We start from the raw sequence: 14604 nt of genomic DNA on the forward strand, positions 1-14604 counted from the left end.
AAATAGAAATATGGAACAGAAGCATTTTGAAGTGATTATTGTTGGCGGCAGTTATAGCGGATTGTCTGCGGCAATGAGTTTAGGGCGTTCTTTGCGTCAGGTTTTGGTTATTGATAGCGGTTTGCCTTGCAACAGACAAACACCGCATTCTCATAATTTTATTACACAAGACGGTGAGAAACCAGCAGTTATTTCGGCGAAAGCCAAACTGCAAGTTGACATTTATAAAACCGTTCAATTTTATAATGGATTGGCTGTACAAGTTATTAAAACAGAAAACGGTTTCGAAATCACGACCGAATCTGGCAATATTTTTACTTCGAGAAAAATATTGTTTGCAACTGGAGTTAGAGATTTACTTCCAGAAATTGAAGGTTTTGCTCCATGCTGGGGAATTTCGGTTTTGCATTGTCCATATTGTCATGGTTATGAAGTTAAAAATGAAAAAACGGCCATTATTGCCAATGGAGAAATGGGGTACGAATATGCCAAACTGATTTCAAACTGGACAAAAGACCTTCGCTTGTGTACTAATGGAAAATCAGAACTGACTGCAGAACAAACAAAAACTCTTAAAAATCATGGTGTTCTAATTTTAGAAGAAGAAATAGATTCTTTAGAACATAATGATGGCTATGTTTCAAACATCATTTTCAAAAATGGAGAAAAAGTTGAGGTAAAAGCTATTTATGCGAGACCGCCATTTGAACAGCATTGTCCTATCCCCGAAACTTTAGGATGTGATAGCGACGAACAAGGATTACTGAAAGTAGATGCCATGCAGAAAACTAATATTTCTGGCGTTTTTGCAAGTGGCGATTGCACAACGCAAATGCGATCTGTAGCAATTGCGGTTTCTACGGGCTCTTTTGCTGGAGCGGTGATTAATAAAGAACTTATTGACGAAGATTTTAGTCAATAGAAAAGAATGTTAAACCACATAAGTTATATAAGTTCATTTTAGCACTAACTTAAATTAGCTTATATAACTTATATGGTTTAAAAAAATATAACATCTTGAATTCAATCAGTTTGAAATTTTTTGTTTTAAGAATAAATATTTGTCAAATTTAATTTTTAGTTTTGTCTAAATTTAATTTTATAATAATGAAATATTTATTTTTGACAATATTAATAATTTCAGCTAAAAGCCTTTATTCCCAAAATATATCAGGAAAAATAGCAACATCAATTCCTGTTAGTCAAGAAATTAAAGTTAGTTTGTTAAATACAAACTTTAAAGCTCAAACAGATTCTTTAGGAATTTATCATCTTCAAGATATTCCAAAAGGAACTTATAAAATACATGTAACCTCTGCAGGATTTAAACCGATAACCCAAAAGATTTTAGTTTTAGAAAATGAAAGTTTGAATTTAGATTTTGAATTAGAAGAAGATCAAAATGAATTGAACGAAGTTGTCGTTTCTGGAACTTTAAAACCTGTAAAACGATTGGAAAGCGCCGTTCCGGTTGAGGTTTATTCACCAACATTCTTCAAGAAAAACCCAACGCCAAGTATTTACGATGCGCTTCAAAACATAAATGGCGTTCGTCCGCAGTTAAATTGTGGTGTTTGCAATACGGGAGATATTCACATAAACGGATTGGAAGGCCCATACACTTTAGTAATGATTGACGGAATGCCAATAGTGAGTAGCCTTTCGACGGTTTATGGTTTGTCGGGAATTCCGAATTCTTTAGTCGAACGAATTGAAATTGTAAAAGGTCCAGCGTCGTCGCTTTACGGAAGTGAAGCCGTTGGAGGTCTGATTAATATTATTACAAAAAATCCAACGACAGCACCGACTTTTTCAGCCGATTATTTTACAACTTCTTATTTTGAAAGCAATCTCGATTTGGGAACGAAATTTAATGTCGGTAAAAAAGCGACTTCTCTTATTGGATTAAATTACTTCAATTACGATCAGGTTATTGATAAAGACAAAGACAATTTTACCGATGTAACGCTTTCTGAACGTATCTCGGTTTTTAATAAATGGAGTTTTAAGCGAAATTACAATCGCCTTTTTACGATTGCAGCGCGCGGAATGTATGAAGATCGTTGGGGCGGAGACATTCGTTGGGAAAAGAAATATCGAGGTGGTGATGAAATCTATGGCGAAAGCATTTATACTAAAAGAGCCGAATTAATTGGAAGTTACCAATTGCCATTTGAAGAAAAACTAATGCTTTCGTTCTCAGGAAATGTGCATTATCAGGATAGCCGCTACGGAACAACTTCTTATATCGCCAATCAGAAAATTGGATTTTTGCAATTGACTTGGGATAAAAAAATTGGAAGAAATGATTTATTAGCAGGAATTGCAAGTCGATACACCTATTATGATGATAATACACCAGCAACAAAAGATCCAGAAAACAGTTGGCTTCCTGGAATTTTTGTTCAAGACGAAATTACCTTTTCTCCAAAAAGTCAGGTTTTGCTAGGAATGCGTTACGATTACAACTCAATTCACGGATCTATTCTTACACCAAGATTTGCTTACAGATTTAAGGCAAACGAAAACACCATTTTTAGATTAAATGCAGGAACTGGGTTTCGTGTTGTGAATTTGTTTACCGAAGATCATGCTCGCTTTAACAGGTTCTAGAGATGTTATTATTAAAAATGATTTGAAACCAGAAAAATCTGTAAATGTGAATTTAAATTACATTCAGAAAATCAATTTTGGGAATGGAACGTTTATGGGGATTGAGACGACTGCTTTTTACACGAGATTTAGCAATAAGATTATATCAGATTATGAAACAAATCCAAATGAGATTATTTACGACAATATTGACGGTTATGCGATAAGCCAAGGAATTAGTACAAATGTGGATCTTAACCTTCCGTCGGGGTTAAAATTTATTGTCGGAGCAACGGTTTTAGATAATAAAAATGTCGAGAACGGAATTTCAGAAAGACCGTATTTGACGGAGAATTTTACAGGAACTTGGAGTATTTCGTATAAAATTCAGCCTTGGAACTTGTCGATGGATTATACTGGAAATGTTTACAGTCCGATGAAATTGCCGTTGTTGAGTGAAACCGATCCAAGAAGTCCGAAATCACCTTGGTATAGTATTCAGAATATTCAGTTTACCTATTCGGGTTTGAAAGATTTTGAAGTTTATGGAGGAATCAAAAACCTGCTTAACTTTACTCCAAAACAAAATAATCCGTTTTTGATTTCGAGAACAAATGATCCTTTTGATAAAAATGTGCAATACGATTCTACAGGAAAAGTTCTAGTTACGCCAGATAATCCGTATGGTTTGACATTTGACACGACTTATGTTTATGGGCAGAACCAAACAATTCGCGGATTTTTAGGATTGAGATATACTTTTAGATGATTTTTTATAGCCACAGATTTCACAGATTAAAAGGATTTTTTACTTATTTTGATTGCATTTGTCAGGCTGAGCGAAGTCGAAGCCCTTTTCCAATTGGCGCGTCCTTTGACTTCGCTTAGCATGAAAAAGTAAAATCCGTTTAATCCTTCTAATCTGTGGCTAAAAAACAAAAAAATGAAAAAGCTATTTTTCTTCATAATTCTTTTCGGAATAACTTCAACAGGATTTTGCCAATTAAAAAGCAGAACTTTTGAAGAAATAGATAGCTTGCAACAAATTCAAAAACGAAAAATCATTGTTTTCATTCATACCGATTGGTGTCAGTTTTGCCAGCGAATGAAGGCTACAGCTTTTAAAGATCAAGAAATTATAGAAAAACTAAACTCAGATTTCTATTTCATTGATTTCAATGCTGAAGAAAAACGAAATATTACGTTTGCTAACCATATTTTCAAATATCAGCCTTCAGGAAATAATGTTGGCGTTCATGAACTGGCCTTAGAATTGGGGATAATAAACAATCAAATGTCATATCCCATTTTATGTGTTCTGAATGACAAGAATGAGATTGTCTTTCAGTACAACAATTATTTAGCATTAAAAGATTTTAAACTGTTATTAGAAAATCTGGAAAAGTAAATTTTCTTATTTTTGAGAATGAATTCTTCGCAAATCCGACATTTCGACTACATCTTTACAGGAACAGGACTCGCATCTTTGATGACTGTTTACAAAATGATTTTGTCTGGAAAGTTCTCCGATAAATCGATTTTACTTCTTGATCAGGATTCAAAGAAAATCAATGACAGAACTTGGTGTTTTTGGGAAAAAGAAGCTTCTATTTGGAATCCGATTATTTCAAAAAAATGGAATTCAGCTCTTTTTGCTAATCAAGATTTTAATCGCCATTTGGCTCTAAAGCCTTATCAATACAATCAAATTAAAGCAATTGATTTTTATAATTTTGTTTTTACGGCACTTTCCCAATATTCAAATATTACTTTTTTAAACGAAAAGGTAACTGACATTAATGAACTCGAAACGCATGTTTTTGTTGGTACTGAAGAAAACCGATACACAGGTAATTATCTTTTAAATAGCATTTATACTAAGGCTTTCGCCGAAAGGCAAAACAAATATCCTGTTTTGCAACAGCATTTTGTGGGTTGGTTTGTGAAATCAAAAGAAGAAGTTTTCAATCCAGAAGAAGTCACTTTTATGGATTTTTCGGTAGAACAGAAAGGGAATACGCGATTTATGTATGTTCTGCCAACTTCAAAAACCGAAGCTTTGGTTGAGTATACTTTGTTTTCTGAAAACTTGCTTGCCAAAGAGGAGTACGAAAATGAGATTAAAATCTACTTGCAAAAGCTTGGAGCGTATCAATATGAAATTACAGAAAAAGAGCACGGAAGTATTCCGATGACGTGTTATCCGTTTTGGAAAAAAATACTAAAAGAGTACTTAATATTGGAACTGCGGGCGGCTGGACAAAAGCTAGTACAGGTTATACTTTTAAAAACTCAGATAAAAAATCTTCGGATTTGGTGGAGTTTATTCAAAGCAACGATTTTAAAATGAAGAACTTTCAAGGAAAGTCTAAGTTTTGGTTTTACGATTTATTGCTTTTAAATATTCTTTATCGACATAACGAATTGGGAAGTTCTATTTTTTCATCATTGTTTAGAAAAGGAAATCCCGAACTCATTTTTAAGTTTTTAGATGAAGAAACAAATCTTTTTGAAGATCTTCAAGTGATCCTAAAATGCCCGAAAGTGCCATTTATAAAGGCTTTATTTAAAGTTGTTTTTAAATAAAAACAGACAGAATTTAGGCTTTCAACTTTATGCTTTTTCAACTTTCAAGTAAATCGATTGAACTATAACAAAACTTTATACTTCAAATTAACTAGTTGCGAGTAAACTTTGTAACTTTGCAGTTCAAAAAGTACAATTTAAAAGACAAAAAATATGTATCCACTAGACATGGTAAAACCAATGGAAGCTGAATTAACAGCTGCAGGTTTTCAAGATTTACATAGTGCTGAAGCTGTTGAGAATGCTATCAAAGCTGAAGGTACCACTTTAGTAGTTGTAAACTCTGTTTGCGGGTGCGCTGCAAGAAATGCACGTCCGGGAGCAAAAATGAGTTTGGATAATGCTAAAAAACCAGATCATTTAATTACTGTTTTTGCAGGTGTAGACAAAGAAGCTGTTGATGCTCGCAAGACAACACATGTTCCCATTCCCTCCATCTTCGCCATCTATGGCTTTGTTTAAAAACGGAGAATTGGTTCACATGTTAGAGCGTCACCACATTGAAGGACGTCCAGCTGAATTAATTGCTGAGAATTTACAGGATGCATTTAACGAGTTCTGTTAATTTTTAAGATACTAAGTTGCTAAGATTCTGAGATACTAAGTTTAGGATTGAAGTGACAATGATTTAAAAACAAAAAGCACTATGAAAATAGTGCTTTTTTGTTTTTTATGCGTTTCGGTTCAAAAAACTTAGAACCTTAGCAACTTAGAATCTCAGAATCTTAGAGATTCCATCCTCCACCAAGTGCTTTGTACAATTCAACCATTGAACTTAATTGTCTTTCAGATAATTGTGCTAGACTTAATTGTGCATTGAAAAGGTTGGTTTCTACATCTAAAACTTCTAAGTAAGAAACGTAACCGCTGTCATATCTTTCGTGAGATAGTTTAAAGTTTATTAAAGCCGCTTGAACTTGTCTATTGCGGGCTTTCCATTCTTCTTGATAAGTTCTAACGTTTTGTATAGATTGTTCTACTTCAGAAACAGCACCAATATAGGTTTGTTGATAAAGAAATTTGAACTGTTCTGCTTGTTGTCTGTTTATTTCAACCCTTCTTTTGTTTTTTCCGAATGCAAATATTGGTCCTGCAATTCCGCCTGATGCATTTTGCATATAAGAGCTTCCTAAAAATAGGTTACTCAAATCGGCACTGGCAAATCCGGCAATTGCGACTAGATTGATAGATGGAAAACGCATTGCCTGAGCTACGCCAATTCTTTCGTTTGTCTGCTGCATATCTTAATTCGGCCGCTTTTACATCGGGTCTGTTTTCTAATAAGGCAGACGGAATTGATAATGGAATCTTGCTGACTATCTGTAATTCGGTATTGCTTTTTCCTCTCGGAATTTCAGTAGGTAGCTGACCTGTAAGCAACGCAATCGCATTTTCTTGATAGGTTATTTGTCTTTCGATGTTAGGAATTGCTCGCTTCGGCAATGGCAACTTGCTGTTCAATCTGTACTTTGTCCACTTCTGAGATGTACCCTTTTTCAAATCTCTCACTTATGATTTGATAGTACTTCTCTCTTGTTTCAAGAGTATGCTTGGTTATTTCCAGCTGATCATCAAAATTTCGCATTTGAAAATAGGCTATTGCAATATTGGCAACGATATCAGACAATACTACTTTACGCGCTTCTTCTGTGGCAAGAAGTTCATTTTTGACCGCATTGTTTTCATGACGAAATTTTCCCCAGAAATCAAGTTCCCAAGACATGCTTGCACCAGCGGTCGATGGAGTAATGTATTTTTTGTTACTGTTTATAGTAGCTCCATATTGAAAAGCCGGAAATAAATCGGCTTTAGAATAACCTAATTCAGCACGAAACTGTTCAATTCTTGAAACTGCAATTTTTAAATCGTAATTATTCTCAAGACCTTTTTGAATAAGACCTTTTAAAACATCATCATTAAACAAATCAAACCATTTTAAGTTGGTTACCGAAGCGAGACTGTCTAAATTTCTTTCGTTTTTATAAGAATCTGATTTTAACTGCTCAGGTTTTTTATATTTTGGTCCGACCATACATCCCACTGGAAGTAAGGAAACAACCAATACAATAACGATTATTTTATATTTCTTACTCATGGTCTGTAGTATTTGATTCTACATTGTTTTCTCCTTCTACGATTGTTTCCTCTTTCTTATGTCCAATTCTTTCAATCATAACAAATAGACCTGGTACAATTAAGACCCCTAAAACGGTGGCAATCAACATTCCGCTAAATACGGCCATTCCCATTACAATACGAGCTTGAGAACCTGCACCTGTAGCGGTTAATAACGGCACAACTCCAAGAATAAAGGCAAAAGCAGTCATCAGAATCGGGCGAAAACGAAGTCTTGCCGCATACATTGCCGATTCGTAAAGCGGTTTTCCTCTTTCGTATTCTTCTTTGGCAAACTCAACAATAAGAATGGCATTTTTTGCCACTAATCCGATAAGTAAAACGAGTCCGATTTGGGCAAAAACGTTGTTGACATAAGCATCACTCCCAAATCTTGCCAAAAGAAGTCCTAAAAAGGCTCCAAATACTGCAAAAGGCGCTCCAAGAAGTACACTAAATGGCGAGCTTCCAGCTTTCGTATTGTGCGGCAAGGATTAAGAATACAAAAACCAATGCCATAATAAATACAGAAGATCCACCTGGCGAATGCTTTTCTTGATACGATAAATTGATGTAATCGAAACTCATGTCTGCAGGTAAGGTCTCTTTGGCGACTTCTTCTAATGCGGTCAGAGCCTGCGAGCTACTATAACCATCATTCGGACTACCTCCAATTTCTGCAGATCGGAACAAGTTTAAACGATTCGTAAAATCGGGACCAGATACTTTTGTCGCCGTAACCAATGTCGAAACCGGAAGCATATCTCCTTTATTATTTTTTACATAAATCAGGTTTAGGTCTTCTGGTTTTACACGATTAACAGCTTCTCCCTGTACATAAACTTTATATTGACGACCAAATCGGTTAAAATCATTCACATAACTTCCTCCCAAAAAGGCACCGAGCGCTTCGGTAACTTTAGAAACAGGTATTCCTAATTTCATGGCTTTATCATTGTCGATATCCAATTTAATTTGTGGTGTACCAGCATTAAAAGTGGTGTAAATTCGTTTAATCTCAGGACGCTGTTGCGCAGCAGCAATAAATTTTTGTGTTTGTTCTGCTAAGTATTGAGGCGTATTTCCTCCTCGGTCTTGCGAGCATCAAACTAAATCCGGCTGAAGCACCAAGACCCTGAATTGCGGGTGGACCAAATGAAAAACAAGTCGCAGTTGTAATTTGAGTGGCTAGTTTTTTATTGAATCGGTCTACAAACTGTTTAGCCGTTTCTGCTCTATCTTCCCAAGGTTTTAGGGAAATAAATATAAAAGCGTTATTTGGCTGATAAGAGTTTGTAAGCATACTAAATCCGTTTATCGTGGTATAGGATAAAATAGATTTTTCTTCCTTAAGGAAACTATCTACCTTTTTCGATATTTCATCAGTACGCTGTAATGATGATGCAGGAGGCAGAGCAATATTTACTAAAACATAACCCTGATCTTCCTCAGGAATGAATCCTACTGGAATCTTTTTGCCTAAAAGCACAATTGAAACAAGAATAACAGCTAGTAAAACAACAATACGCATTGCTTTTTTGGCGAAAAATGTTGCTCCACCAATATATTTTCCTGTAACATTTTCGAAAACCTTATTAAACCAAGTAAAGAATTTAGCAAGCCATCCTTTTTGCTGATCAATAGGTTTTGTAGGTTTTAATAGCATGGCACAAAGCGCGGGACTTAAAGACAAAGCGCTAAATGCCGAAAAGGCGACCGAGACGGCAATGGTTATGGCAAATTGCTGATAAAAACGTCCTGTAATTCCTGGAGTCATAGCTACTGGAATAAAAACGGCACATAGAATTAATGCAATCGCTATTACTGGTCCCGAAACCTCTTTCATTGCTTGAACTGTGGCCTCTTTAGGAGTTTTTCCATGCTCGATATGATGTATTACGGCCTCTACAACCACAATTGCATCATCGACAACGATACCAATTGCGAGTACTAATCCTAAAAGCGAAAGGGTATTGATCGAAAATCCTAACATTGGGAAAACGGCAATGGTACCAATAAGCGAAACGGGAACTGTAATTAACGGAATTAAAGTAGCGCGCCAGTTTTGCAGGAATATAAATACTACTATAATAACCAATATAATAGCCTCAAAAAGAGTGTGAACAATATCATCAACCCCTGCAGTGATAGCAAGTGTTGTATCTAAAGATTCTTGGTATTCGATGTCTTGCGGAAATCTTTCAGACAATTGTTTCATGGTGGCTTTTGCAATTTCTGCCACCTCGAGAGCATTACTTCCTGGCATTTGGTACATAGCAATAACAGCACTTGGAGAACTGTTTCTTCTGGCTGTTGAGCTGTAATTTTCGGTTCCTAATTCGATTCGGGCAATATCGGCAAGTAAAACCTGTGCTCCATCTTCTTTGCTTCGAACTACGATGTTTCCAAATTCTTTTTCGGTTACCAAGCGGTCTTGAAGTGTTACGCCATATGTAAATTCAGTATTAGGAGGCGCTGGTTCAGCTCCAAATTTTCCTCCCGGACTGATCATGTTTTGTGCGTTTAGTGCATTTTTTACATCTTCAACTGTTACGCCGAGTTTACTCATCATGTCAGCTTTTAGCCAAATACGCATTGAGTAATCACTACCTCCAAAAAGAGCAACCTCTCCAACACCTTTGATACGAGCCAGCTGGTCAACAACATTGATACTTGCGTAGTTATTTAAAAATTTAGCATCATATTTTGGATTGGTAGATGTAATGGTAAATAACATCATCGGAAACGAAAGCGATTTTTTTACCACAACACCCTGTTGTTTTACACTTGATGGCATAAAGGGAGCAGACTGGTTTTGTCTGTTTTGCGTAAGCATATTAGCGTTGTCCAGATTGGTTCCTACGTCAAAAGTTACCTCGATAGTACAAGCACCATCCGAAGTATTGATCGATTTCATGTACAACATGTTTTCAACACCGTTTACCTTTTGCTCAATTGGAGTTGCAACTGCTTGTTCAACATTCAGCGCATTTGCTCCAGTAAAAGAAGTGGTAATTTTTACAACTGGCGGATTAATATCCGGATATTGCGAAATAGGTGTTTTTTGTAATGCCAGTAATCCAAGTATCACAATAATAATACTAATAACAATGGCAACAATTGGTCTTCGGACGAAAAATTCTCCCATAATAGTATGTGATTTAGATTACTTTGCGGCTACAGTTTCTGGATCGCCCAATTGCCATTGAACGATTTTCGGGGTAATGACACTTCCATTCTTCAATAAAGAAGTACCTCCCATGGCTATCTTGTCGCCAGGTTTTAATCCATCTTCAATAATATAACCGTTTTTAACGGTAGGGCCTGGTTTTACAATTTGCATTTGCACTTTGTTGTCATTGCCTACGACATAGACTTGATAGATTCCTTGGACTTCAATGACTGCGCGTTGCGGAATTACGATTGCTTCTTTGCGAATATCAGTAAGCAAAGCAAGTTTTACATATTGGCCAGGACGCAATAATTTATCTGGATTAGGAAAAGCGGCTTCAAAAGTGATGGCTCCTGTAGAAGGATCAATTTGTCTGTCGGCAAAACTTACTTTTCCTGTATGCGGATAAGTGGAACCATCAGATAGTTTGATGGTAACACTTGCTCCAGAGCCTTTTAAAGGAGAATTTGGTTTGTTGAATTCTCTAAAAAGACGCAAAAATTCCTGTTCGCTTATTGTAAATCGAACTCTGACATCTCCTAGATCAGATATTGTATTTAGAACTGACAAAGGCCCAGGTTGCACATAATCACCTACTCTCACTTTTGACAAACCAATTAATCCTGAAATTGGTGCTAAAATTTGGCAATAACCCAATTCGATTTTAGCATTTTGAACCGAAGCGTCTGATGCTTTAATCTGTGCCAATGAAGCATTGTACGCCGCTTTTGCCGAAACCAATTCTCTTTGGCTGACAGCATTCATTTTTGCCAAAGGAGTAATCATATCCAAATCTGATTTGGTTTTAGATAATCGTGCCTGCGATTCTGCGGCAACTCCTTGTGCTTCGTTAAGTTTCGCTCTATATGGTAAAGGGTCAATTGTATAAAGAACCTGTCCTTTCTTGACAAAACTTCCTTCTTTGAAGTTCATACTTTCAATTATACCATCAACTCGCGGGTTAATTTGTATATCAGATTGACCAAAAGTCTGCCCCGTGTATTCAGATTCTAATTTTACATCTTGCTGTAAAACCGTTGTGACTGAAATTTCAAGTGGTTTGGGTGCTGGAGGTGTTTCTTTTTTGCAAGAAATCATTAAAAGACATAGTAAGACTGCGGAGGAATAGATTTTGTTCATTGTTAAATTCTTTTAGGTAAAATTCATTAAATACAACTAACTAAAAACCAATAAAGTGCAATAGCTAAGTTAGCGTTTTTTTAGATAGATGGATATATATTGTCTGAATTTTGTTAATTTTAGTTAAAACTTTATGTGTCTGTCTATCAGGTTATAGTGGTAAATGAGATGAACTGCTATTTAATGCCGATAAAATGCATTTTTTGTAAGATTAATTTATTTGGTAGATAAGTAATAATAATTCAAAACTTTTGTAATCATGTCAAAAAATAACAAGAAAAAACACAAAAAAGAGGAAAGAGATGATAATGATTTAAAAAAATTAACTAAAAAGGAATTATTACATCGGGCAAAAAAATTTTCTGAGCAATATTGTGTTGGAGACGATAAGAACTTCACATTAAAAGGTAAACCAACTTCTTATGCTATAGAAAATGACAATATCTCGGTTCGGAAAACATTAAAAATGGGAGTTAAGGCTCTAGCTGCCATGCAGGATATTTTGTATGCGCAAGATAAATGGTCGGTTCTTATTATTTTTCAAGCTATGGATGCAGCTGGAAAAGATGGTGCTATAAAGCATGTAATGTCAGGAATAAATCCGCAGGGTTGTCAGGTTTCTTCTTTTAAAGGACCCAGTTCAGAAGAATTAGATCATGATTATTTATGGCGTTGTCAAAAACACCTTCCAGAAAGAGGCCGAATAGGAATCTTTAATCGTTCTTACTATGAAGAAGTCTTGGTGGTTCGTGTTCATGAACAAATATTGAGAGGGCAAAAACTTCCTGAGAAATTGATTACCAAAGACATTTGGGATAATCGTTTTGAAGACATTCGAAACTTTGAAAAATATCTGAGTAGAAACGGAACCGTTGTCATTAAGTTTTTTCTAAATGTTTCTAAAGAAGAACAAAAAGAAGATTTATTGAAAGAGTTGATAATCCAGATAAAAACTGGAAATTCAGTGCAGCCGATGCCAAAGAGCGAGGCTATTGGGATGATTATATGCATGCGTATGAGGAATTAATTAAAAACACATCGACCAAAAAATCGCCTTGGTATGTAATTCCTGCCGATGATAAATCTTATGCCCGAATTGCAATTGCTTCGGCAATAATTCATGCTTTGGACGAAATGGATCTGGAATATCCTAAAGTAAGTCCAGAGAAAATTGCAGAACTCAATGAGGTTAAGAAAGCATTATTAGAAGAGAAAGAGTAACCTTTTGCAACTATAAACATTCATTTATAATTGTGAATTAGTACTATCTTAATCTTTTTTAATATGATTTCTAAGCTTTTACCCTCACTAGATTGGATTAAAAATTATGAAAAACAGAATTTCAAAAGAGATTTCATTGCAGGAGTAACTCTTGCCGCTTACGGAATTCCTGTTTCTCTTGCCTATGCAACTCTTGCAGGTTTACCTCCTCAATATGGAATTTACGGATACCTCATTGGCGGCATATTTTATGCTTTGTTAGGATCCAGCAGACAGCTTGCGATAGGTCCAACTTCTGCAATTTCTTTATTGGTTGGAACTACTATTGCAAGTATGGCAAATGGCGATGTAGAACGCTGGTCTGAAATCGCATCACTTACGGCATTAGTATTTGCTGGAATGGCCATTGTTGCCTATTTGCTGAGGTTAAGTGGAATTATTAATTTTATTAGTGAAACCATTTTGGTTGGATTCAAAGCAGGCGCGGCGATTACTATCGCTTTGACACAATTGCCGAAATTATTTGGAGTTAAAGGCGGCGGGGATAATTTCTTGGAACGAATTGTTATTCTTTTTCATCAAATTCCAGATATGAATACAGCTGTTTTTATTTTTGGAATAATTGCTATTCTGATATTAATTATAGGAGAAAAGATAGCGCCACAGTTTCCAGTTGCAATAATAATTGTCATTTTATCTATTATTCTTATTTCGGCTACATCATTACAATATGCCGAATTCAATACAGTTGGAATTATTCCGACTGGTCTTCCTGAATTTCATCTGCCTTCGCTTCGGATTCGAGATGTTGACGGAGTTTTGCCACTCGCAATGGCTTGTTTTTTATTGTCTTATATCGAAAGTGTTTCTGCTGGACGCACCTTAGCACAAAAAAACGGATATATTATCGATCCGCGTCAGGAACTTCTGGCACTTGGAGTTGCAAATGCTGCCGTTTCATTCGGACACGGTTATCCTGTTGCGGGCGGTTTGTCGCAATCAGCTGTAAACGATGCTGCGGGTGCGAAAACGCCATTGTCGCTTTTGTTTGCTTCGAGTGCAATTGTTTGCTGTCTCTTGTTTTTAACAGGATATCTTCAAAATCTGCCAACCGTAATTTTGGCCGCCATTGTTCTAGTAGCGATAAGAGGGCTTTTTGATTGGAAAGAAATGAGACATCTTTATAAAATAAACAAACAAGAATTTGCTGTAGTTATGGTTGCGCTTGCCGGAGTATTAATCTGGGGAATTCTCGCGGGAGTTTTGCTTGCAACACTCGTAACCTTGTTGCTTTTATTAAAAGCGGCTTCAAAACCTCATGTAGCTTTTTTAGGAAGAATTCCAGGAACGAGAATTTACACCGATTTGAAAAGACATCCTGACAATGAGATAATGGAAAACATATTGATCGTAAGAGTAGAATCGTCCATCTTTTATTTCAATGCTGAATACATTAAAGAACGGATTTTGGAAAAAATCTACAGCGAAGAAGATTCTTTAAAAACAGTAATATTAGATCTCAACTCTTCACCTCGCATCGATATTGCTGGCGCACGTTTCTTAAAGAATTTATTTATTGATTTGCAGGCAAAGAACATTACTCTAAAAATAGCCGAAGCCCGTTCAGATGTCAGGGATAGCCTGCGTGCAGAAAATCTTGAAATTCTCTTTGGGCATATTAGCCGTTCTGTTTCTGTAGATGATTTAGTGCAAGCATACTTTACAAGATAATAGTAAGTAAAAAGTGAAGTTCTCTAGTAATACAATCCTTTTTTGAT

Annotated in this window: 9 protein-coding genes and 4 pseudogenes; 7 read left to right on the top strand and 6 right to left on the bottom strand. The window is 35.8% G+C overall.

All coding sequences use genetic code 11. From position 1 onward, the window contains the following. Positions 1 to 10: 10 nt before the first annotated feature. The 5 genes and pseudogenes from P5P87_RS17245 to P5P87_RS17265 all read left to right on the top strand — a co-directional run bounded on the left by P5P87_RS17245 (position 11) and on the right by P5P87_RS17265 (position 5743). Positions 11 to 922 carry an NAD(P)/FAD-dependent oxidoreductase gene (locus P5P87_RS17245; protein WP_278020066.1) on the top strand — a complete coding sequence of 304 codons (912 nt, stop codon included), beginning with the start codon at positions 11 to 13 and terminating at the stop codon, positions 920 to 922. Between the two features lie 185 nt (positions 923 to 1107). Beyond that, positions 1108 to 3361 (top strand): annotated as a pseudogene (locus P5P87_RS17250) (TonB-dependent receptor). A gap of 174 nt (positions 3362 to 3535) precedes the next feature. Further along, entirely contained in the window at positions 3536 to 4000 is a 465-nt protein-coding gene (locus P5P87_RS17255) for a thioredoxin family protein (protein WP_278020067.1), read from the top strand. A gap of 18 nt (positions 4001 to 4018) precedes the next feature. Continuing rightward, positions 4019 to 5178 (top strand): annotated as a pseudogene (locus P5P87_RS17260) (lycopene cyclase family protein). A 153-nt stretch (positions 5179 to 5331) separates the two neighbouring features. Next, positions 5332 to 5743, top strand: a pseudogene (locus P5P87_RS17265) (BrxA/BrxB family bacilliredoxin). Positions 5744 to 5903: 160 nt separating this feature from the next. Here P5P87_RS17265 and P5P87_RS17270 read toward each other — a convergent pair. The 6 genes from P5P87_RS17270 to P5P87_RS17295 form a co-directional block, all read right to left on the bottom strand. Further along, on the bottom strand, positions 5904 to 6419 hold the full coding sequence (locus P5P87_RS17270) for a TolC family protein (RefSeq protein ID WP_278020068.1): 516 nt from the start codon (positions 6417 to 6419) through the stop codon (positions 5904 to 5906). A gap of 179 nt (positions 6420 to 6598) precedes the next feature. After that, on the bottom strand, positions 6599 to 7273 hold the full coding sequence (locus P5P87_RS17275; RefSeq protein ID WP_278020069.1) for a TolC family protein: 675 nt from the start codon (positions 7271 to 7273) through the stop codon (positions 6599 to 6601). Continuing rightward, a complete protein-coding gene (locus P5P87_RS17280) occupies positions 7266 to 7784 on the bottom strand; it encodes an efflux RND transporter permease subunit (protein WP_278020070.1) in 519 nt (172 codons plus the stop codon). Before P5P87_RS17280 ends, P5P87_RS17275 begins: the two co-directional genes overlap by 8 nt. After that, positions 7747 to 8337, bottom strand: coding sequence for an efflux RND transporter permease subunit (locus P5P87_RS17285; RefSeq protein WP_278022808.1), 591 nt, complete (start codon positions 8335 to 8337; stop codon positions 7747 to 7749). Before P5P87_RS17285 ends, P5P87_RS17280 begins: the two co-directional genes overlap by 38 nt. Then, positions 8312 to 10441: an efflux RND transporter permease subunit gene (locus P5P87_RS17290; RefSeq protein WP_278020071.1), complete on the bottom strand. Its 2130-nt coding sequence runs from the start codon at positions 10439 to 10441 to the stop codon at positions 8312 to 8314. Before P5P87_RS17290 ends, P5P87_RS17285 begins: the two co-directional genes overlap by 26 nt. Before the next feature lie 18 nt (positions 10442 to 10459). After that, positions 10460 to 11563: an efflux RND transporter periplasmic adaptor subunit gene (locus tag P5P87_RS17295; protein WP_278020072.1), complete on the bottom strand. Its 1104-nt coding sequence runs from the start codon at positions 11561 to 11563 to the stop codon at positions 10460 to 10462. Between the two features lie 532 nt (positions 11564 to 12095). Between P5P87_RS17295 and P5P87_RS17300 the strand changes: the two are divergent. Further along, positions 12096 to 12826, top strand: a pseudogene (locus P5P87_RS17300) (PPK2 family polyphosphate kinase). Positions 12827 to 12889: 63 nt separating this feature from the next. Continuing rightward, positions 12890 to 14557 carry a SulP family inorganic anion transporter gene (locus P5P87_RS17305; protein WP_278020073.1) on the top strand — a complete coding sequence of 556 codons (1668 nt, stop codon included), beginning with the start codon at positions 12890 to 12892 and terminating at the stop codon, positions 14555 to 14557. Positions 14558 to 14604: the final 47 nt, after the last annotated feature.

Origin of the sequence: Flavobacterium ginsengisoli (genome assembly GCF_029625315.1) — a bacterium.
In the GTDB taxonomy this organism is placed as follows: Bacteria; Bacteroidota; Bacteroidia; order Flavobacteriales; family Flavobacteriaceae; genus Flavobacterium; species Flavobacterium ginsengisoli.